Annotated in this window: 20 protein-coding genes; 18 read left to right on the top strand and 2 right to left on the bottom strand. The window is 38.0% G+C overall.

Features of this window, described 5'->3' with window-relative positions; translation table 11 throughout:
- The first annotated feature begins 7 nt into the window (after positions 1-7).
- The 7 genes from ASG38_RS10060 (at position 8) to ASG38_RS10030 (ending at position 11,167) form a co-directional block, all read left to right on the top strand.
- Positions 8-2,308, top strand: coding sequence for a T9SS type B sorting domain-containing protein (locus ASG38_RS10060; RefSeq protein ID WP_162239692.1), 2,301 nt, complete (start codon positions 8-10; stop codon positions 2,306-2,308).
- A gap of 31 nt (positions 2,309-2,339) precedes the next feature.
- On the top strand, positions 2,340-5,117 hold the full coding sequence (locus ASG38_RS10055; protein WP_056070032.1) for a T9SS type B sorting domain-containing protein: 2,778 nt from the start codon (positions 2,340-2,342) through the stop codon (positions 5,115-5,117).
- A 48-nt stretch (positions 5,118-5,165) separates the two neighbouring features.
- Positions 5,166-7,577: a T9SS type B sorting domain-containing protein gene (locus tag ASG38_RS10050; protein WP_056070029.1), complete on the top strand. Its 2,412-nt coding sequence runs from the start codon at positions 5,166-5,168 to the stop codon at positions 7,575-7,577.
- A 37-nt stretch (positions 7,578-7,614) separates the two neighbouring features.
- Positions 7,615-8,457, top strand: a complete 843-nt coding sequence (locus ASG38_RS10045; RefSeq protein ID WP_056070026.1) for an AraC family transcriptional regulator — start codon at positions 7,615-7,617, stop codon at positions 8,455-8,457.
- 67 nt (positions 8,458-8,524) lie between these two features.
- Complete coding sequence (locus ASG38_RS10040) at positions 8,525-8,944, top strand: hypothetical protein (RefSeq protein WP_056070024.1); 420 nt, start codon at positions 8,525-8,527, stop codon at positions 8,942-8,944.
- Complete coding sequence (locus tag ASG38_RS10035) at positions 8,884-10,086, top strand: S41 family peptidase (protein WP_162239691.1); 1,203 nt, start codon at positions 8,884-8,886, stop codon at positions 10,084-10,086. The genes ASG38_RS10040 and ASG38_RS10035 overlap by 61 nt, the downstream gene beginning before the upstream one ends.
- A 202-nt stretch (positions 10,087-10,288) precedes the next feature.
- The gene (locus ASG38_RS10030) at positions 10,289-11,167 is read left to right on the top strand and encodes a tetratricopeptide repeat protein (RefSeq protein WP_056070017.1); all 879 of its coding nucleotides are present in this window, start codon (positions 10,289-10,291) and stop codon (positions 11,165-11,167) included.
- 90 nt (positions 11,168-11,257) lie between these two features.
- On the opposite strand, the gene ASG38_RS10025 is transcribed toward ASG38_RS10030, so the two are convergent.
- Positions 11,258-11,653, bottom strand: coding sequence for a DUF4348 domain-containing protein (locus ASG38_RS10025; protein WP_162239690.1), 396 nt, complete (start codon positions 11,651-11,653; stop codon positions 11,258-11,260).
- A 255-nt stretch (positions 11,654-11,908) separates the two neighbouring features.
- Between ASG38_RS10025 and ASG38_RS10020 the strand changes: the two genes are divergently transcribed.
- The 9 genes from ASG38_RS10020 to ASG38_RS09980 all read left to right on the top strand — a co-directional run bounded on the left by ASG38_RS10020 (position 11,909) and on the right by ASG38_RS09980 (position 18,451).
- On the top strand, positions 11,909-13,306 hold the full coding sequence (locus ASG38_RS10020) for a hypothetical protein (protein WP_056070011.1): 1,398 nt from the start codon (positions 11,909-11,911) through the stop codon (positions 13,304-13,306).
- 2 nt (positions 13,307-13,308) lie between these two features.
- Positions 13,309-13,833 carry a GNAT family N-acetyltransferase gene (locus ASG38_RS10015; RefSeq protein WP_056070007.1) on the top strand — a complete coding sequence of 175 codons (525 nt, stop codon included), beginning with the start codon at positions 13,309-13,311 and terminating at the stop codon, positions 13,831-13,833.
- A gap of 167 nt (positions 13,834-14,000) precedes the next feature.
- Positions 14,001-14,495 carry a hypothetical protein gene (locus tag ASG38_RS10010; protein WP_056070004.1) on the top strand — a complete coding sequence of 165 codons (495 nt, stop codon included), beginning with the start codon at positions 14,001-14,003 and terminating at the stop codon, positions 14,493-14,495.
- Between the two features lie 479 nt (positions 14,496-14,974).
- Positions 14,975-15,955: a tol-pal system YbgF family protein gene (locus ASG38_RS10005; protein ID WP_162239689.1), complete on the top strand. Its 981-nt coding sequence runs from the start codon at positions 14,975-14,977 to the stop codon at positions 15,953-15,955.
- A 63-nt stretch (positions 15,956-16,018) separates the two neighbouring features.
- Positions 16,019-16,609, top strand: a complete 591-nt coding sequence (locus tag ASG38_RS10000; protein ID WP_056070000.1) for a TetR/AcrR family transcriptional regulator — start codon at positions 16,019-16,021, stop codon at positions 16,607-16,609.
- 82 nt (positions 16,610-16,691) lie between these two features.
- Positions 16,692-17,150, top strand: a complete 459-nt coding sequence (locus ASG38_RS09995; RefSeq protein ID WP_056069997.1) for a hypothetical protein — start codon at positions 16,692-16,694, stop codon at positions 17,148-17,150.
- Position 17,151: 1 nt separating this feature from the next.
- Positions 17,152-17,454, top strand: a complete 303-nt coding sequence (locus ASG38_RS09990) for a DUF3817 domain-containing protein (protein WP_056069994.1) — start codon at positions 17,152-17,154, stop codon at positions 17,452-17,454.
- Positions 17,451-17,813: a rhodanese-like domain-containing protein gene (locus ASG38_RS09985; protein WP_056069992.1), complete on the top strand. Its 363-nt coding sequence runs from the start codon at positions 17,451-17,453 to the stop codon at positions 17,811-17,813. The genes ASG38_RS09990 and ASG38_RS09985 overlap by 4 nt, the downstream gene beginning before the upstream one ends.
- 251 nt (positions 17,814-18,064) lie before the next feature.
- Positions 18,065-18,451: a VOC family protein gene (locus tag ASG38_RS09980; protein ID WP_056069989.1), complete on the top strand. Its 387-nt coding sequence runs from the start codon at positions 18,065-18,067 to the stop codon at positions 18,449-18,451.
- 332 nt (positions 18,452-18,783) lie between these two features.
- On the opposite strand, the gene typA is transcribed toward ASG38_RS09980, so the two are convergent.
- A complete protein-coding gene (gene typA, locus ASG38_RS09975) occupies positions 18,784-20,580 on the bottom strand; it encodes a translational GTPase TypA (protein ID WP_056069986.1) in 1,797 nt (598 codons plus the stop codon).
- 190 nt (positions 20,581-20,770) lie between these two features.
- Here typA and ASG38_RS09970 point away from each other — a divergent pair, with 190 nt between their 5' ends.
- Entirely contained in the window at positions 20,771-22,114 is a 1,344-nt protein-coding gene (locus ASG38_RS09970; RefSeq protein WP_056069984.1) for an ATP-binding protein, read from the top strand.
- Positions 22,115-22,157: 43 nt separating this feature from the next.
- Positions 22,158-22,586: a response regulator gene (locus ASG38_RS09965; protein ID WP_056069980.1), complete on the top strand. Its 429-nt coding sequence runs from the start codon at positions 22,158-22,160 to the stop codon at positions 22,584-22,586.
- Position 22,587: the final 1 nt, after the last annotated feature.

Genomic DNA, 22,587 nt, shown 5'->3' with positions numbered 1-22,587 from the left:
TATGAAAATGACGAAAGCCCACATTTTTTTCTTATTGGCAATTTGCGTTCCTTTTTTAGCCAGAGCGCAATATATTACAGTTAATGACACTTATACAAAAGAACAATTAGTCAGGGATGTCCTCATCAATAACACCTGTGCCAGTGTTTCAAATATCTCCGTTTTAGGCGGGAATTTCGCATCCGGAGAACAAAGCTATGGTTATTTTAATGCAGGAACGAGCAGCTTTCCGTTTGCAAACGGAATCATACTAAGCACAGGAAGAGCTGTGGCCGCACAAGGTCCTAACAGCAGCCTGTTAGATGACGGACGCGGAATGGACTGGCCGGGCGATTCTGATTTGGAAGCTGCCCTGGAAATAAACAACTCTGTTAACGCTACCGTACTTGAATTTGACTTTATACCTCTCGGCAACAAAATAAGCTTTGACTACATTCTTTCTTCAGAAGAATATCATGATAATGCGCCATGCCGCTATTCGGACGGATTTGCATTCCTGCTTAAAGAAGTTGGCGGCACCGGAGAATATAAAAACCTGGCTGTTATTCCAGGCACTACAATACCCGTTAAGGTAACCTCTGTACGTCCGGCAATTGGCGGAAACGGAGGTTGTGATGCTCAAAACGAAGAATATTTTGGCGGATTCAACGGATATGAACACCCAACCAATTTCAACGGACAGACTGTTATCATGACAGCCCAATCTGATGTAACGCCAGGCGTTCGCTATCATATAAAATTGGTTGTGGCTGATGAAGGCAATTACAGATATGACTCGGCTATTTTCTTAGGTGGAGGAAGTTTTAAGATAGAAACGGATTTAGGTAATGACCGATTGCTGGCAAATGGAAATCCGTTGTGTAAGGACGAAACCCTAACATTGAATGCGACTAACGCCAATGCCATACGCTATGAATGGTATAAAAACAGCATATTACAACCGGAAACAACTCCTACTTATCAGGTCATTGAAGCCGGCACTTATTCTGTACGCGTTGAACTTGCGGGAGGCTGTTTCTCAAATGGTGAAATAAAAATTGAATATTCACCTGTGCCAACAGTATCCAATGCTGTTTTAGTACAATGTGACGAAGATAACGATGGTCTTGCTTTGTTTAATCTCAACCAGGCAAACGCTCAGATTGTAGCAGCCGATCCTACATTAACTGATCCTGTTTATTTCAGGACCAATGCGGAAGCGGCATCGGATTCCAACCCGATTACCAACGTTACCAATTTCGAAAATACACAGCCAATTGTTTATGCCCGTGTAGAAAACCAGTACGGCTGTTATGCTATTGCAGAAGTAACATTAAATGTTTCCAATAATAATATTGCCGACCCTCAGGATTTGAAAAAATGCGACACCGATGCCAATCCTTCAGACGGTCTTTCGGTTTTTAACCTGCGTGACAGGGAAGCAGATATTCTGATTAATCTGCCGGCAGGAAATGTGAACTATTACACTTCCTATGCAGATGCGTTATCAGGGCTTAATCCGATTCCTACTCCGGAAGCATTTCCTAATACGGTTCCGTTTACACAGCGTATTTATGCCAAATTAAGCTCGGGTATTGATTGTTATGGAATTGCCGAATTTAATGTACGTGTCAATTATTTCGGCAACAGCCTGGATGATGTTGAAGTTACTATTTGCAGCGGCAGTTCTGTATTGTTAAATGCGGGAAGTGGCTTTTCAAGCTACAGCTGGAACACTCCAAATCACGAAACAACGCAAACCATTAGGGTTAATGCAGCGGGAACCTATACCGTTACTGTTACCAACGCTGACGGTTGCGAAGGCACAAAAAAATTCATTGTTACGGCTTCGAGTATTGCAACAGTAGAAACCATCCGAATAAGAGATTTCCAGGGAGGAAACAACACTGCAACTGTTGTGCTTACGTCAAACAGCATTGGAACCTACCAATATTCACTTGACGGAATTAATTTTCAGGATTCACCAACATTTACAAATCTGGCTCCCGGCCGTTATAACGTCATTATAAAAGAAGCAGACTGTGGCACTATTACCCATGAATTTTACATCATGGATTATCCTAAATTCTTTACCCCGAATAATGACGGAACCAATGATTACTGGAGAATTCCATACCTACAATATCAGCCCAATGCTACAGTTGCCATTTTTGACCGTTATGGCAAGCTCCTTTACTTTTTTAAAGGCGGACAACCGGGTTGGGATGGTAAACTGAACGGGTACGATTTACCGGCAAACGACTATTGGTTTAAAATAATTTTGCAAGACAACAGAGAAATCAGGGGACACTTCTCACTTTTGAGATAATTTTCTATCTTTGAGAGCTAATCGGCTCAATATGAGGTCAAAATTACTGGTATTATTTCTGTTCTTATCCATAAGTTGCTTCCCCCAGGGCGAAGCATCGAACTGGTTTTTTGGCAACAGAGCCGGTATCCGGTTTAATAGTGACAATACAATAACCACCCTTTCTACTTTTCCAAATCCAATCAGAATCGTTACTGACGAAGGATGCAGTTCTTTTTCTGACCTTAACGGCAATCTCCTGTTATATACAGACGGCCGTACTGTCTGGGACAGAAACCATGTTATCATGCCAAATGGAGATTATGCAGCGGGTACAGGATTGTTTGGAGACCCTTCCAGTACGCAATCAGGCATTATAATACCCAATCCTGCCAATCCCAATCTTTATTATATTTTTACGGTAGACGAGCCGCATCATCAGAATGCGGCGGCCTATCCCAACCAGTTTTCAGGAGTATATGAAGCGGGAGGAGGCACAATTCCGGATGGAGATGACGGTTTCAACAACGGTCTTAACTATTCTGTTGTTGACATGTCACTTACCGGAGCGAACGGAAGTATTGGGAATGTGACAACAAGAAACGTTCATCTGGTTACTTATAATCCCGACCCTGCCGGTGAAGAAATCAAATATAAATGTTCCGAAAAAATAACGGCTGTCCAGATACGAAACGGAGGCGGTTACTGGGTCATCACCCATTTCATAGACAAGTTTTATGCTTTTAAGATTGACCCTTCAGGTGTTAGCACCACTCCTGTGATTTCGCAACTTAACCCTGTAGTTCCTATTTCGGGTTACAGAAGAAACGCGATTGGACAAATTAAGGTTTCTCCCAACGGAAAAAAAATTGCTGTCGCCCATGTTCAGATTACTGAAACACATGTAGGTCCTCAAACCGGCGGTGCTCTTTATCTCTATGATTTTGATAACAGTACCGGAATTGTTTCTAACGGTCAGGCAATAGTAACTGATGCCAGCTGCTATGGAGTTGAATTTTCTGCCGAAACTAAAAAGCTTTACCTGTCAGCAGAAAACGGAGTAATGCAATTCAATCTCGAAGCTGCATCCATTCCAAATTCAGGGCAATTTATTTCCAGAAAAAGTTTTTCGGCACTTCAACTGGGTCCTGACAAGAAAATTTATAAAGCCAACATCAACACCGGATTTGAAGATGCTTTTCTGGACGTTATCAACAATCCGGAAGAAGACGGAATAGCCTGCAATTATCAAAATGCCGCAATTAGTCTGGACCAGGGAATATCCCGATTCGGACTACCGCCATTCATTACTTCTGTATTCAGCACAAACATCCTTGCCAAAAATCTTTGTGCGGGTCAGGCTACAGAACTTGAAGTAAGTGCCAATGGTTTCGTTCAAAGTGTGGTATGGGATTTTGGTGACGGCAGTGCCTTTAGTACCGTTTCTGAGCCATCTCATGTCTTTCCCGGTCCCGGAAATTATACTGTTTGGGCAACTGCTGTTGTAGAAGGAAGAACTATCCGAAGCAGTAAAAATATACAGATTAATCCGCTTCCAACAGCATTTCCTTCCAGCCTGACACAATGCAGCCCGACAGCAGCTGACACCAATATTCTTTTTAAACTTTCTGAAGCTTCGCAAAATATTACCGGAGGCAATACAAATTTAAGCGTCTCTTTTTTCCTGTCTTCCCAGGCGGCGAATGACAATGCCAATCCATTGCCTAATTCCTACCCTAACATCTCCAATCCGCAACGGGTTTTTGCCCGGGTAACAGACAATACGACCGGATGCTTTGTGACAACAACACTAGACCTAACTGTAAATGCTGTAATAAATGCTCCCTTACTACTTGAAAAATGTGATGAGCTGAACGGTGAGGACGGAATTTCTGATTTCATACTCACTGATGTCGTGATTCCCGGAATTTCTCCCACAGCCACTACTTCCTACTATGCCAGTATTGATGATGCGCTGCTTGAACAAAATGCACTACCTGCAGTCTATAGAAATACAGTACGTGACAGACAGACAATTTATGCCCGGATAGAAGAGAACAATGAATGCGAAGGTCTTTTCCCTATTCATCTTGTCGTAAATCCGTTGCCACAACTCAGAACAGAAGACACAGACTATGTCTGTACCAACCTGCCTAATCGTTACATTACTTTAAACCCGGGTTTGTTACAGGGCACTATCTCTGATTATACTTATGAATGGTCAACTACACCAACACAAACCACACCTACAATAAGGGTTAATCAGGTGGGAACCTATACCGTTAAAGTAACAACTGCCAAAGGCTGTTCCAAAACCAGAACTATCAGCGTCCTGCCATCCAATAATGCTACTATTGCGGATGTAGTAATTGTTGACCTGGTACAAAACAACACCGTAACCGTACTGCTGTCACCGGAAAGCATTGGAAGTTACCAATACAGCCTTGACCTGCCAAACGGTCCTTTTCAGGATTCCAATCATTTTGAAAATGTAAGCCCTGGTTTTCATACCGTGTATGTCTATGATACTCGCGGATGCGGAATTGTCAAAAAAGACATTTCCGTACTATACATTCCTAATTACTTTACTCCAAATGGCGATGGTTACAATGACACCTGGAATATTATTGGAATAAATTCCGTATTCTATTCTAATGCCAAAATTTACATCTTCGACCGTTTCGGCAAGCTTCTCGCAGATGTTGACCCCAAAGGTGCCGGTTGGGATGGAAATTATAACAACCATCCCGCTCTATCAACAGATTACTGGTATTTGGTACTTTTAAACCCAGAAAGAACCGTGAGGGGGCACTTTTCTTTAAAAAGATAACAATTCGTTTAAAAAATATGATAAATTTGGGCAAATATCCCTTAACGAATGATACTTAAAAAATTCCTCCTTGCGCTCCTGTTCCTTTTTACCGTAACCCAAGCCTTTTCTCAGAACGACTGTACCGATGCCATTGTGGTATGTGGAAATACGGGATTTCAAGGTCTTAGTGCTACAGGAATCGGGATTCAGGAATTGGGATTTGGCAACAACTGCAGTAGTGAGGAAAATAACAGTATCTGGTTAAAGTTGTCAATTGACACCGGAGGAACACTCGGTTTTATTCTCACTCCGGAAAACACCAATATTGATGTAGATTTTGATTTTTTCATATTTGGCCCTAATGTTAGCTGTGGTAGTTTAGGACAAGCCATCCGCTGTTCCACTACAAACCCGCAAGCTGCCAATGCAACAGACAATCTCACCGGTCTTAAAGATGATGAAGTTGACACTACTGAAGGACCCGGAGCACTTGGTAACAGTTTCGTACAATCTTTAACGGTTAACAATGGTGAAAGCTATTTTCTGGTTATTGACAGGCCTGTAGGTTCGAGTAATTTTTCACTAACCTGGACAGGAACGGCTACATTTAACCAACCTCCAACATTCCAAATGCCTACAGGAGTTGCCCTTGATATGGAAAATTGTGACAATGACGGCACTATTGACAATTCCACCTCTTTCAATCTCGATTTAAACACCAGCACCATTATTGGAACCCAAACCTCTGTAGCTGTTACATACCATACCAGCCTTAATGATGTATTAACGGGAGAAAGTCCAATAACGCCCTCCAACGATTTCAGAAATACAGTAAACCCGCAGCCTATTTTTGCCCGAATCACCAATACAGTAACCGGTTGTTTTTCAACATCGGAATTTTCGGTTGAAGTAATCAATTCGGTTGTCATTCCAAACAACCAGTTTGCAATGTGTGACGATAACATTGATGGTGATGACCAGAATGGGCAAGCGACCTTTATTATGAGTGATGTCACGAATGGCATAATTGCCAATGCAAATCCTGTCGGGACTACAGTAGATTATTATTCCAGTTTTGCCAATGCCATGGCTAATACCGGAGCTTACGGACCTACTTATTACAACATCGTTCCTAACGAGGAGCCTGTATTCATCAAAGTCACTAATCCGAATGGCTGTTTCAGAATAGAGGAAATCAAACTTATTGTAAATCCGCTTCCTGCCAAAGTCAGCGGCACTTTGGTTCAATGTGATACAGGCTTAACTCCGGACGGATTGACCTTATTCAATCTCAACGAAGCAATTCCATCGCTAACAGGGAACGATGCCAATCTTGGTGTAACATTTTTCAGGACAGGCACAACGACACCGCTTCCCACTGCCTATAACAATATATCAAATCCCGAAACCCTTGATGTAAAAATCACCAACCTCACCACCGGATGTTTCAGCTGGGGAACCCTCGATTTAAATGTAAATGTTATTAACAGAACGGTTACTATTGCTCCGCAATGTGACCTGTCAGAAACAGGTATTATGCCTTTTGACCTTGGAACAACCGACCTTGTATTGTCTCCAACCGAAACCGCGCATTTTTATCCTAACCTCAACGATGCCTTACTGGAACAGAATGAAATTACCAATACCGGCAATTATCCAAACGCCACGCCTTACAATGCTACCATTTATGTGCGAATTGAAGATGCCAACAGTTGTTCGGGGATTTCACCAATTCAATTGGTCGTTAACCGTCTGCCTCAAATCGAAGTACAGGACACTGACTATGTCTGTACCAATCTGCCTAATCGCTACACTACTTTAGATGCAGGATTATTGCAAGGCTCCGTAACTGATTATACGTATGAATGGTCAACAACTCCCATACAAACCACATCTTCCATAAGGGTTAATGAAGCAGGAACCTATACCGTCAAAGTCACAAATGCCAAAGGCTGTTCCAAAACCAGAACCATAGAAGTACTGCCATCCAATAATGCTACTATTGCCGACATAGTGATAGTCGATTTAACACAGAATAATACCGTAACCGTAATCCTTGACCCTACAAGCATTGGCGGCTACCAATACAGCCTTGACCTGCCAAACGGGCCTTTCCAGGATTCGAATTATTTTGAAAATGTAGCTCCCGGCGTACATACTGTTTATGTATACGACACCCATGGCTGTGGCATTGTATCAAAGAAAATTTCCGTACTGAAAATCCCTGCCTTTTTTACGCCTAACGCAGACGGCACTAATGACACGTGGGACATCATCGGTATTAGCCCGAACTTCTTTGCCAATTCCAAAATCTATATTTTTGACCGTTTTGGAAAGCTTCTTGCTGATGTGGACCCGAAAGGTACCGGATGGGATGGAAACTTTAACGGACATCCGTTACCTGCCAATGATTATTGGTATCTGGTAAAACTGGAAACCGGCAGAACCATACGCGGACATTTTAGTTTATTGCGATAATAAACTATAAACTTTACTAATTTCAGACGAAAAAGGAATGAAGTCAGTCATTATAAAACCAAAAAACGAACTGCTGAAAAAATATGTTCAGTATTTTTTGTTTTTCAAAAAGTCCGACAACCAGTCCCTGAACTATACTACCTTTCCCAACAATAATTTATGTCTGGCAATTTATAAGCATAGTGCGGTCAGATACATCAATGACTCCAAAACAAACAGTTGTAGCATTACAGAAGGCAATAAAAATTTTACAAGCAGATTTTACGGATTCCATAAAATGCCTTTCAAGGTCAATATAAATGACAGTCTTGACCAGATTTGTATTATTTTCTACCCGTCTGCTTTAAGGGCTTTTACTAAAGATTCTTATGCTGACCTGATGACTTCTGATGGTGCTTTTGAAGAAATTTTTACCCACAAAAATTCTTTCACTTTGGAACAGATTTTTGAACAGGACGATTTCACAAAAAGAGCTGCACAATTAGAACTTTTACTTCTCAAAAACTTAAAAAACGAGTTACCTGAAAAATTGAGAGAAGCACTACATTACATATCGAAATACAGCCACAACGAAAACTTCAACATCGAAACACTATCCAAAAAGCTGGAAATAAGTGACACAACCCTATTCCGATTGTTTAAAAACCATCTGGGACAAAACGCAAAATCCTATTTAAAAACCATACGTTTCAGGAACACATTGGACGGAATCCTAAACCAGCAAAATAATCTGACCACAATTGCCCACTTTAATCAGTATTATGACCAGGCCCATTTTATCAATGATTTCAAAACCTTTTCGGGCTATTCACCAAAACAGCTCATCGATAAGGTTTCGGTACAGCAAAACGACCTGACCTGGATATACAATAAAAAATAACAGTGAATGATTTTTACAATTTTTGAAGACACCGGTTTTATTTCTTTGTGTCAAAATATGTAGAATCATGAAAAAAATCCTATCCCTCCTTTTAATCTGCCTTTGCATTGCCTGTGCCACTAATCACAAAAACGCCATACCACATCCGGCAATTATTGAAGGTACTCCTAAGCTAACCTATGAACAGCTTTTAGAAGACCACGACTCCTTAGTATCCTATATCAATCAGGTAAGTCCGATTGTCTATTTCAATGACGAAGTAAGAGGAATTGATTTTAACCTTCACGCAAAAGAATTAAGAAAGCAAATCCAGCCCCGGACTACAATTCCGGAATACCTGCAAATTGTAGAAAAAACACTTAATTCTGCTCAGGACGGCCACTCAAACATGTTAGGAAGCTGGCATCTCGACATCCTGAAAAACAATTGGATACCAAAAGGGGTTGTAACAGGAATTATGTCAACAAGCAATTCTACACAAAGCTAAATCTGGAACTGGTCTATACTTCAGGTCAATATTACAATCTATTGCCGTTCACTTATTCCGATAAAAAATATCCGGCCTCAATGAAACTCATAAGCTGCAACGGAACCGATATTCATGACTATGTAAAAACCCGTATTGAACAATCATCTCCTTTACGATGGGACCGGGAGAATGACAGGGTTTACCATGAAAAATTCTACAAACCGTCAGAAAATTATAAAAAAGGAATTTTGAAACTGGTCTTTTTAGACAAGGATAACAAGAAACACAACCTGAACATCAAAAAAAATGATACGGTCACTTTCTTACAAGAAAAGAATTCGGTGTACGGTTATAACGATGAAAAAACACCAATAATTACCCATTATTTTGAAAAAGAAAAAATCTTCTATGCCAAACTTCCAATGATGGTCGAAGCTTATGGTGACACCCTCAGCGAGCGTTTAAGGCCAATAATTGCTAAAAATAAAGTCAATGCTATTGTACTCGATATCCGAGGAAATCCCGGAGGAAGTGACAATACTTACAGCAACTTTCTGAAAAAAGTAGTTAAAGATACCTTGGGACAAAACGTAATGGTTGGCAGAAATTTCAGTCCTTATAATCAAAAGTATTTTAACATCAATACAGATTCTGTTCAGAACAGGACTACGCATACTTTTAAGATAAATGCTGCTACCTTAAAAAAGCCAAAAATGTATTATATCACCTATCCGAATTTTAAATTTGTAGTTCCTGATTCTTTAAATTTTTCTTTTGAAGGCAAAATCTATGTCTTGCAGGACCGGTTTATTTATTCCTCTGCCAGCAACCTTTCAAACCTGGCCAAAAACAATGAGCAGCTCATAAGTATAGGAGAAACGCCCGATTTACTTGGCGGCCTTCAAACAAATCCGACAGTGCTTCAATTGCCGCATAGTAAAATCATATTCAGAATAGAATCTCAAATTGATTTTACGGGTTGCAAAACGCCAAAAGACATCTTTCAGAACAATGTAGAATATCCTGTAAGCTATTCCATAAAAGAACTCTATTCCCGTATCACAACAAAAGAAGACATTTTTGGCAAACAGTTTTTATTAAACAACGACCCTATGTTCCGAAAAGCAGTGGAACTTGAAAAAACGCGTAGGCAAGAGTAACAACATATCATCCTATAATGAACATGCCTGGAAATATTTATAATTTTTCCGGGCATGTTCCAATTATACAATTTTCTTATTCCTTTTATAGGTAATTTTATCTTTTGAAGCAGTAGGCAGTAGGCAGTAGGCAGTAGGCAGTAGGCAGTAGGCAAAAATCTAAAATCATCAATCAAAAATCATCAATTATCAATCAAATCACATGAAAAAAACAATCTTTCAGGCATTATTCCTGATGCTTTGCTCAATCAAGGCTTTTTCGCAAACCGACAATGTTGAATTACAAAAAATGGCCGACGACGACCAGAATTCCAGAATGAAATCCGATATCAACTGGATGATTTTAAACAAGGAAGACAGCTTGCGTCGGGTCCGCGTTTTTGAATTACTAAAAGAAAACAAAGTACAAACGGCTAAAGATTACTTCAATTCAGGCATCGTTTTTCAACACGGAAATGACACCATTGCTTCCGGCATGGCAGTAAAAACTTTTAAAAAAGCTTTAGAACTTGATCCGTCACTCAACAGATGGTGGTATGCCGCAGCCGTAGACAGAGATCTTATGAGAAAAGGAGAACCGCAGATTTATGGAACACAGTTTACAAAAAACAAGTCCACAAACGGGAAATGGGTGCGCTATAAAATAGACCCAACCAAAGTAACCGACGAAGAACGCCAATATTACGCTGTAGAAACTTTAGCGCAACAAATCGAAAAAGAAAGGAAGATGAATTTAAAAACCATTTCTTCTTATTACAATTCCGGCAATTTGGCAGACAAGACAATTAAATTGATAAAACAGGAATTCAAAAAAGGCACAAAATCAGAATATGATATTTCTGAAGAAGCAGTCAACGAATTTGGCTACAACCTGCTCAACCAAAACAAGAACGAAGAAGCCCTGAAGGTTTTCAAACTAAACACAGAACTTTATCCAAATGGTTACAACACCTATGACAGCTATGGTGAATGCCTGATGAAGCTGGGGCAAAAAGAAAAAGCCATAAAAGCTTATAAAAAATCGCTGGCACTAAATCCGGATAACGGTAATGCAAAACAAATAATAAACGAAAATAAATAATAAAAAAGCCTGTCCAATTTGGACAGGCTTTTTTATTATTTCCAAATCTTTGGAAATGTCTCACCAGGCTGCTAGCCTGTAATGCAAACTTTAGGTAGATTCGTCTCTGATTTCAGATAAAAACCAGGAGTTTCCAAAGAGCGAAAATATATAGGATATGTAAATTCCATTATCATACCCTACCCTTTTGTATATAATTTTAGTATCGGTCTTTTCTATCTTAAAAGTAAACCTGTCTGTTCTTTTATTTATAGCCAAAGTATCCGCAGTAAAATCAGTATATGCACTTTCCGTTTCCTTAGCATAACGCACAGATAAGTCTTCGTCTATATCTTCATAATAGGCTATTTTCAAAGGATATTTAGTTCTTTCTTTTTGAAAGACACTATCTTTAGAAAACCGTTCGAAAAAAGCATCAAAGTTCTCAATTTCAGCAGTTCCATTTTCTGCCTGCTTATCTGTTTTTGATTCTGGAATCTTGTGCATTTCCGGTGCCTGTTTCTGCTTGCAGGAAAGAAAACCACAGATTAATAGGAGTCTTATACAAACACAACTAATCTTTTTGCCCATTTTTTATACTTTAAGAAACAAAGATATTGATTTATTAATCTGGGGCTAATCCCGAAAAAACCTAATCTTCTCTTAATTTTTCAACCTCAACTATTTTCATTTGAAAAAACTTTTATCTTAGCAAATGCACTATCATGGTAGTGTATCATCATCAATCAAAAAACTTATCGAATGAAAAAAATCATCATCCTGCTTCTTGTTTTGGCAACAAGCACATCCTCCGTTTTCGCACAACAACCCGTAGAATTTAAGCTACGCTGTTCAGAGCCTTATGCCGTTTATGACTTTATTACCAAAATATCAGACAACTATCCTGATAACGAATTAAAGTCTATTTTTTCAAATTCAAAATACAATACCGAGGCGTTTAAAAAACAGATTGCAGACTTTGAACAGTTGCCAATTGATTACACCTATGCTTTTACGCAATATCCATCTCCTCTAAAAACAGGACTGATGTCACGCGATATGTTGGAAAGAAATCTGGCTATCAGTCAAACAATTGCCGATTTCAGGAACAAATCCTTAGGCCTTATACCCAACGAGTACTTATCTGTATTTTCTGAAACCCTGGAAAATTTCCTTCCCATATACCGTGAACTTGTTTTTGAACCCAACAAAACAGCCTTTGAAGTCCAGAAAAACAACCTGCAGAACTATATCAAAAACAATCAGTTTTCCAACTTTTTCCAGACAGGACTCACTTTCTATAACACCAACTGGGACAAAAACATTCCGTTCGAACTCAATCTTCTTCCTTCTTTAGACAAAGGCAATCTGGGAGCAAGAGCTTTTATTAATGTTGCTGTTTGTGAAGCTCCTTTGGATTTAAAAGACCATGTTTCTTTTTTTAGCGTTGCCATGCACGAAATATACCATATCGTTTATGACAACCAGTCGTTGCAAATGAAAGAAAATATCCAAAAATGGTTTAACGAAACCAAATCGCCTAACAGCCAATATGCTTTATTGCTGATGAATGAAGTATTGGCAACCGCATTAGGCAATGGCTATGTAATTGAGCAAATCAATAAAAAGGCAGATGAAGGCGAATGGTATGCCAATAAATATGTATCCGAAATGGCAAAAGCAATCTATCCGGTACTGAAAAAATATATTGAAGACAAAAAACCAATGGATGAAGCATTTGTAAAAGCCTATGTAAACACTTATGACACTCAGTTTCCGCAGTGGAATAATGAACTTTCACACCTATTTGCTTACCGTTACATTGTTGCCGATACTCCTAGCGACTGGTCCTATTTCCGAAGAAATTTCCGTAAATATTCGAATAACAGAATGGGGGCTCCGGTTTGTGCGACTGAATTGGAAAAAACAATGGCTATGCCTATAACAAAAGTAGTTGTCATTTCGCAAAACCATGAACAAAAACTCAACCTGCTAAAAGACTACTTCGACGTACTTAAAAACAAAAAACTAAATCCGAAGGCTGAATTTATTGAAATTTTTAACCTTCCGGACAATACCAAACTGTTTATCATCAACCGCCATAAATCAACGGTAGAAGACATGATGAATAAACGTTTTCCAAACAAACTCATCAAATAATAATGGAGAATATTCAACTAAAAAAGGTCACCTTAATCGATATCGACCAATTGCAAAAAATTGGTCGGCAGACTTTTTTCGAAACTTTTGCCGAAAGCAATACCGAGGAAAATATGAAGGAGTATCTTGAGAACAGTTTTTCAACCGAAAAACTACATTCGGAACTCAGCAATACCAACTCAGAATTCTATTTTGCGGTGGAAAAAGAGACTGTAATCGGATATTTGAAACTTAACTTCGGAGCATCGCAAACCGAATTAAAAGATGATAAAGCGCTTGAAATTGAAAGGATTTATGTGCTTAAAGAATTTCATGGAAAGAAAGTCGGCCAACTGCTCTACGAAAAAGCAATACAGATAGCAAAAGAAACAAAATCCGATTATGTCTGGCTTGGCGTATGGGAAGAAAACCATCGGGCTCTTGCTTTCTATAAAAAGAACGGTTTTGTCGAATTTGACAAACATATTTTTAGATTAGGCAATGACGAACAGACGGATATAATGATGAAATTGCAGTTAAAGCTTTAGTTAAAAGGACATGCGAAAAATGTTTACTTTTAATCGTTTTTCATGTGGACTTTGCGACTTAGCGTCTTTGCGTGAAAATTGCCCGCAAAGACGCTAAGTCGCAGAGCATAAAAATTGCTTTGGAACATCTTTTGATATAGATTTCCCATCATCAAAAACGACTAAAAATGAAAGTAACTTCTTTACCAATAAACCCATTTACCTACAGCTTGCTTCACAAAGTAAATGCAAAAATACTGGAATGGGATTTAGAGCCATTGGTTGGCAAAGCATTATACAGTAAACATCACAGTGCTGGTTATTTGGAGCTAAAGATGTATTTTGACAAGCAAAACGAGTATAGCAAAAACGAGATAATCTGGAATATTCCTGACTATCCTATTGCTGTGGAAACTATAAACTATAAGTTGGAGATTCAAGAGGGGTTATCCGCTTTTATAAAATATATGTCGGCACTCAGAGGCGAATCAATGTATCTGACTTTTGAAATTAATGATATTGCATTTGATATAACCTCCACAATGAAAAGACCATTTGAAAATGCCACAATCTATGCGCTGATTTCTTGCTTTGATAAAGAAATAATACCCTTCTCTGAAGAGAGAATCAAAGGAATGAAAGATACTACTGCATGGCTCCTTGAGCGTAATGAGCCATTTTAAATTTTAAAACTACCGGTTGCAAATTAAAAACAAAACCATACTATATAATCTTGTTGATGATGTCAATAGGTTTAAATACAATTTTGTCGTATTCCCAAACGAAAAAACCAAAATATAAGGATGAAAACGAAAAATTAGATTGTACTAAAAAACGCTTAAATCAATTTGCAGCAGCGATTGGCCAATTATCCCTATAATGAGACTTCACAGATAAAACTGATTGCTTATCAGAACAACGCTTTAAATTTTGGTTAATTCAAATTGGTGTAATCAATCCTACTGAATATTATATTGAATTCCATAATAAAAAGCAACCAAAAAAACTTCAATTGAAGAATTTACTGAAAATACTAAAATGACATTTTATTATTAGGGAGGAATAATAATATAAACACTCCATTCCCTAAACATTATATAATCTAAATTATTTTCTGCACAAATTTTTATTAATTTGGCTCGTGAAAACTTAATCCATAAAAATGAAACGCATATTTTTTCTAATAATTTTCTTTTGCTCATTCTCAAATTGTTATTCGCAAAACAAAGGATTGATTGGAAAATGGGTTTTAGTCAAGACACTTTATAGTGACGGAAGAAGGCTCGAAGTTAATAATTCGCAATATTCAACAAATGTAATTCTTAGAATCAGTCCCAATAACTTGAACATTAATGATCAAAACTTTGTTGCTTCGTTCACACCAACACAAATTAAGACTCAGTATCGAACTATCAATTACGCAAAAGATAAAAATTATTTGGTTATTCAAGATGCCGGCGATGACAAAGCCAGTTATTTTCTCCTTGTGGATGATTTTATTAAAAAATATCCTGAATTTGCCCTAAAAGAAATCGAAAGAAACGGCGATACTATATATCGTGATAATGATTTATCGGGCTATGAGTTGGCAGTAAACTTAAATTTTGAAGAATTCATGAGGAAAAATATGCCAGATCGAAACTCAAAAGATTATGATAAGCTATACTTCAAGATAGAATTCATTTTAACAACCGATAACAAATTTAAAGACATAAAAGTACTACATTCAATCGATGACAAACATGACAACGACTATATAAGGGCTTTAAAAAAATCCGAAATCTATTTTAAAAACATTTCTGGTAAAGACTTACTCATTACTAAAGAAGCGCTACATGGAAAATTCCTAAATGACTTAAAAGATGAGAATGAAAAAAAGTTTTATGAAATAACGGCCAAAGGCATTACCTTTTACAGAAACAATAAATTTGAAAAAGCGATTGAAACATTTTCACAAATAAAAAATATAAAGATCGAGGAAAATCGCTTTAAATCGTTTCATAAAGAAGCCATGATCATGTTGGGAATATCTTATTTGGCTGTTGGAAAAAATGAAGAAGCCTGTCAAACGTTTAATGAAATTGGAAATAAGACAGATTTCGAAATCAGGAATTTCTTAATTGATTTCTGTGAGAAAAAATAAATCCTAAACCAATATATAGCTCCAAATAATCTCTTACTTTACTTAAAAAATACAGCTCACGATATGAAAAAAGCGGCAATCACACGGCTGAATATTCTCCAAAAAGCTTTTGAGCTGATATATGAAAAAGGATACCTGACTACCAGTATTGATGAAATTCTGGCCACAACCGCTGTCACCAAAGGAGCTTTTTACTACCATTTCAAAAACAAAGACGAAATGGGTATTGCTATCATCAACGAATTACTAAAACCATCATTTGAGACTACTTTCCTCACTCCACTACAATCAGGCGACGATACCATCCAGACTATCTATGACATGATGCGTAAGATACTTATGGACAATGAAATTCTTAAAGTAGAATATGGCTGTCCGGCCTCCAATCTTACCCAGGAAATGGCTCCCTGGAACGCTGAATTTACAAAAGCACTAAACGACCTGTCGTTAGAATGGAAAGATGCTATTATTGGCTGTATCGAAAATGGTAAAAAAGAAGGAAATATACGACCGGAAATAAAAGCAGAGCAGGTTGCTATTTTTATCATGTCTGGCTATTGGGGCATACGGAATATAGGCAAACTCAGCAATAGCAAATCGGTCTATCTTGTCTATCTACAACAGTTAAAAGACTATCTCGAAACCTTACGCTAATTTTTTTTACCTAAAAACATACTAATTAGTATGTTTTTTATTTACTTTTGTTCGCATCAAACAAAATTAGTCTTTCACAGCTATGTATCAAACCCTTACTTTTCTTCATTCTACACTGCGTTGGCTTGTTTTAATCAGCCTGATTGTTGCTCTTTATAAAGCTTATCGCGGTTATTTTCTAAAAACTGCATTTACAAAAACAGACAACGCTATCAGACACTGGACTGCTACCATAGCACATCTCCAGCTAATGATTGGAATGACATTATACTTTCAAAGCCCTATAATCAAGTACTTTCTCAAAAATTTCAGTGCTGCTAAAGAAAATTTCGATTTATTATTTTTTGGTCTCATACACAGCATTCTTATGCTAATAGCCGTAATTATCATTACCATCGGTTCGGCTATGGCAAAAAGAAAAACTCTGGATAATGAAAAATTTAAGACCATGCTTATCTGGTATGGCTTAGCCCTGTTCCTGATTTTCATTGCCATACCCTGGCCATTCTCACCTTTCGCAAACCGACCTTATTTCAGATAATATGCTTACACTACTAAAAACTCCTATCGGACGCCTCCGGCTTCTTGGCTATGTCGAAGGCCTTTCCCTGCTCGTACTTCTTTTTATAGCCGTACCATTAAAATATGCAGCGGAAAATTCTTCGCTTTCAAAAATAATAGGACCCACCCACGGTGCGTTGTTCCTGCTCTTTATAATAAACACCCTAAGCGTTGGAGTCGAGCAGCAATGGCAGTTCCGAAAAACGACATACAAAGTCCTATTGGCGTGTGTGATTCCTTTTGGCACCTTTTATATAGACCGTAAAATCTTAGGAAAAATATGAAACGGATAATTATTATTGTTGGTGTATTGCTTCTAATCTATATCGGATATCGTATATACAGAATTTACACTTTAGACAAAGGATTGGACAAGTTATTATCTGAAGGAGCCATTATTCTCGACGTACGCACAGAAAATGAATATAAGATGGGCCATATCGAGGGTTCGCTCAATATATCCTTAGGTGAAATCCGTAATCGCTATACTGAACTCGACACTGCAAAAACCTATATCACCGTATGCTCGCATGGTCTTCGCAGTGTCAAGGCCGAAAATATCCTGAAAGAAAAAGGATTTAAGAAAGTATATAACGGAGGTGCATGGAATGATTTACAGGAAAGTGTTTTTTTTAGGCACTAAGGCACTAAGATTCTGAGGTTCTGAGGTTCTGAGTCCTGGTTAATCTATTTTGTCTTAAAAGTGACAGCAGTAAAAGATGCTTATTTCAATTCTTTTTATTTGGGTATTGTGACTTTAAATCTGTTCAACTACCCGAATAAGTGCTAAAAATAAAAACTACTGGCGAAGTTAGCTGATTATAACAAATAAAAAATCAATTCTTTACTTATCTTTGTTATACCCCGACAGCAAATTAAACCATAAAACATTTTATGAAAACAAGAAAAATCTGGGCCAATCTGGGTGTTGAAGATTTAGAACGCACAACTAAATTCTATACTCAAATAGGCTTTCAACCAAATGGATTTTCTAAAGAACTGACCAGTTTTTTGGTTGGCGATGACAATTTTATCATCCATTTCTTTTTAAAGGAAATCCTTAAATCCAATACCAAAATAGAATTAACCGACCCAAAACAGGGCAATGAAATAATATTTACCCTTTCTGCCGAAAGCAAAGAAGAAGTAAACCAATGGCAGGAAGCAGTTAAAAATGCAGGCGGGACAATTATTTCCGAGGCAGAAGAATTTGGGAAAGGATATTATGGGTTTGTTTTTTCTGACCCTGATGGACATAAATTCAATGTGTTTTATATGTAAAGAGTCAACTGCCCATATAATCCTACAATAAATATTTATATTTGGTGCAAACATCAATCAGAATGCATATCAAAATTTTAGACCTGGCCGTAACACCCGACGGATTTATTGAAGGACCAAACGGAGAAATTGATTGGTGCATTATGGATTGAAGATATGAAAGAAATGGCTGTTTAAAAAAGATTATACATCAACGTTAGCGGACAATGGAAATGCAAATGGTTCATCTGGACGAAGAATGTATATAAGAGCAAAATACTCAAAAGGGTTAGACAACTATCATAAAAAAAGCCATTCTTTTCAGAATGGCTTTTGTATATCAGGAAAACGGATTAGAATTTAAAACGTTTTCTGTCATTTTCATTTAAGTAAATCTTTCTTAAACGTAAAGATTTTGGCGTAACCTCAACATACTCATCTTTCTGGATGTATTCAAGCGCCTCTTCTAATGAGAACTTGATAGCCGGAACGATTCTTGTCTTTTCATCCGCTCCTGAAGAACGAACGTTAGAAAGTTTTTTCGTTTTAGTTACGTTTACAGTCATATCATCGCTACGGGTATTCTCCCCGATTACCTGACCTTCATAGATATCTTCGTTTGGATCAACAAAGAATTTACCACGGTCCTGTAATTTATCAATAGAATAAGGAATGGCCTTACCGTTTTCCATAGAAATCAATGAACCGTTATTTCTTCCCGGAATCTCTCCTTTGTATGGCTCATAACCTATGAAACGGTGTGCCATGATGGCCTCACCCGCTGTAGCTGTCAATAGCTGGTTACGCAAACCGATGATACCACGTGAAGGAATATTAAATTTCACAACCATCCTGTCTCCTTTTCCTTCCATAGAAAGCATTTCGCCTTTACGTACAGACACAAATTCTACTGCTCTTCCTGAAAGATTTTCCGGAAGGTCAATTGTCAATTCTTCAATAGGCTCGCATTTCACACCATCAACCTCTTTAATGATTACCTGAGGCTGACCAATCTGTAATTCATAACCTTCTCTTCTCATTGTTTCAATAAGAACTGACAAGTGAAGAACTCCACGACCAAAAACCATGAACTTATCCGCAGAATCAGTCTCACCAACACGCATTGCAAGGTTTTTCTCCAACTCTTTTGTCAAACGCTCACGAATATGTCTTGAAGTCACAAACTTACCTTCTTTTCCAAAGAAAGGAGAATCGTTAATCGTAAATAACATACTCATTGTAGGTTCATCAATAGCAATAGTCTGTAATGCTTCCGGATTTTCAAAATCGGCAATAGTATCACCAATTTCAAAACCTTCAACACCAACAATTGCACAAATATCACCTGCTACTACCTGTTCCACTTTTTTACGGCCAAGTCCTTCAAAAGTGTGAAGTTCCTTGATACGTGATTTTATAACTTTACCATCTCTTTTTACCAAAGAAATAGGCATTCCTTCTTTCAATATCCCTCTTTCAAGACGTCCAATAGCAATACGTCCTGTAAAAGATGAAAAGTCTAAAGATGTAATCAACATTTGTGGTGTTCCTTCAGAAACTTTTGGAGCAGGAACATGCTGGATAACCATATCCAAAAGAGGCTCAATGTTTTGAGTCTGTTGTTTCCAATCCTCAGACATCCAGTTGTTTTTTGCAGAACCATAAACCGTTGGGAAATCCAATTGCTCTTCAGTAGCACCAAGTTCAAACATCAGGTCAAAAACTTTTTCGTGTACTTCCTCAGGAGTACAGTTTTCCTTGTCTACTTTATTGATTACCACGCAAGGTTTCAATCCAAGATCGATTGCTTTTTGCAACACGAAACGCGTTTGCGGCATAGGACCTTCAAAAGCATCTACCAAAAGGCAAACACCATCGGCCATATTCAGGACACGCTCAACCTCGCCTCCAAAATCCGCGTGACCCGGAGTATCGATAATATTGATTTTTGTTCCTTTATAAACAACAGAAACGTTTTTAGAAGTAATCGTAATACCTCTCTCACGCTCCAAATCGTTATTGTCAAGAATCAGGTCTCCCGTATTTTCGTTTTCGCGGAAAAGCTGGCAATGGTACATAATTTTATCAACCAAAGTAGTCTTACCGTGATCGACGTGGGCAATAATTGCAATGTTTCTGATAGATTCCATCTGATTTTTTTTGAAGGTGCAAATTTACACATTATTTTGACATAAAAAATGTTTTTTCCTGTGGACTTAACTTATTCATAATAAGCCAGTAACTCAGGATTCCATAATTAGCTCCTAACCCGATTTTTTAACATAAATAATCTGAACAAAAAGAGTTTTACCTTTATCTTTACAATGAAGAACATACCCCATGTACAAACCTTCCAATAAAATAATCTCCATCTATCTTGTGATTGGAATCCTATGGATTTTAGTCAGTGACCGCTCATTTGCCTATTTTGGTTTTAATGGTGACAGCATTCTCTTCCAAACGCTTAAAGGAATTGGTTTTATTGTGGCCTCGGGAGCTCTCTTCTGGGTAATGCTAAGGAGATATGAAAACAAAAACCAGAAATACCTCAACAGGCTAAAAAACATTACCGAAGAACTTACCCTTTCCAATAACAGATATACCGTAGTAACCAAAGCAACCAACAATATTATCTGGGACTGGGACTTTAAGAAAGGCAGGGTTATCTGGGGCGAATCGCTTACAAGAATCTTTGGCTATCCGGAACTTGAAAACCACAGTACCTGGTGGACTAACAAAATTCATCCGGAAGACAAAGAACGGGTTGCAAAAAGATTCGACAATTTTATCGAAACTTCAAATAAAGAAAAATGGTCAGACGAATACCGCATCATTACAGAATCCGGTGACATCCGGCATATATATGACCGGGGATATATCCTATTCAACAAAAAAGGGAAACCCCTCCGCATGATAGGTTCTCTGGAAGACATTACAGAAAGGAAAATCAATGAAGAGCAACTCAAACAGCTTAATCTTCAACTTAACAAAAGAATGGAAGAGCTTGCTGTTTCCAATGCAGAGCTGGAACAATTTGCCTATATCGCTTCACACGACCTGCAGGAGCCTTTACGCATGATAACAAGATTTTTATCAGAAATCCAAAGAAAATACAATGACAAACTGGATGACAAAGGCAAAGAATACATTCATTATGCCGTTGACGGCTCTCACAGGATGCGCAATCTTATACTTGACCTTCTGGAGTACTCCAGAGTTGGAAAATTCGACCAGACCATCGAAACAATCGACCTCAATACGCTAATTGAAGAAGTTGTCAATTATCACGAAACTTTTATAAAAGAAAGCAAGGCGGTTATAAAATGGAGCCATCTGCCTACTATCCAAAACCGTAAAACACCAATACAGCTTGTTTTTCAGAACCTAATCAGCAATGCCCTAAAATACCACAGCGAATCAGAGCCACCATTAATAGAAATAACATATCAGGATTTGGATAACCGCTGGCTTTTTCTGGTTAAGGATAACGGAATCGGAATAGACCCCATGTTCAGTGAAAAAATATTCGTCATTTTCCAACGGCTTCATGCCAAACACGAATATTCAGGAACCGGGATTGGGTTGGCAATCTGTAAAAAAATTATAGAAGCCCAGGGTGGAAAAATCTGGGTAGAATCAGAAGAAGGTCAGGGCAGCACATTTTATTTTACTGTAAGCAAATAAGTGAATAGTTTTATTATATTTGTTAAATTCTAATCTGTGCCCAATGGAATCAATTGTTATTTTACTGATTGAAGACAATGAAGGCGATATCCTGCTAACAAGAGAAGCCCTGGGCTATGGCAGTATACGAAAAGAAATCTCAGTCGTAAAAGATGGATGGGAGGCTATACAGTTTTTAGAAAAAAAGGGAGCTTATAAAAATGCTATAATGCCAGACCTTATCCTTCTGGATATAAACCTCCCAAAACTAAACGGCCATGAAGTTTTGGCCAGAATTAAATCGAATCCCCAAATTCAACATATACCTGTAATTATGCTAACCACATCGTCATCTGAAAGCGACATACTGAAGAGCTATCAAAACCACGTAAACTGCTTTATAACAAAACCCATCGAAGCCGATAATTTTTTGGAGACGGTAGCCGCAATTGAAGAGTTCTGGCTATCAATGGTTCAACTGCCTAAAAAATAGT

Origin of the sequence: Flavobacterium sp. Leaf359 (assembly GCF_001423985.1) — a bacterium.
GTDB lineage: Bacteria > Bacteroidota > Bacteroidia > Flavobacteriales > Flavobacteriaceae > Flavobacterium > Flavobacterium lindanitolerans.
This window is presented reverse-complemented; position numbering and strand designations above follow the sequence as displayed.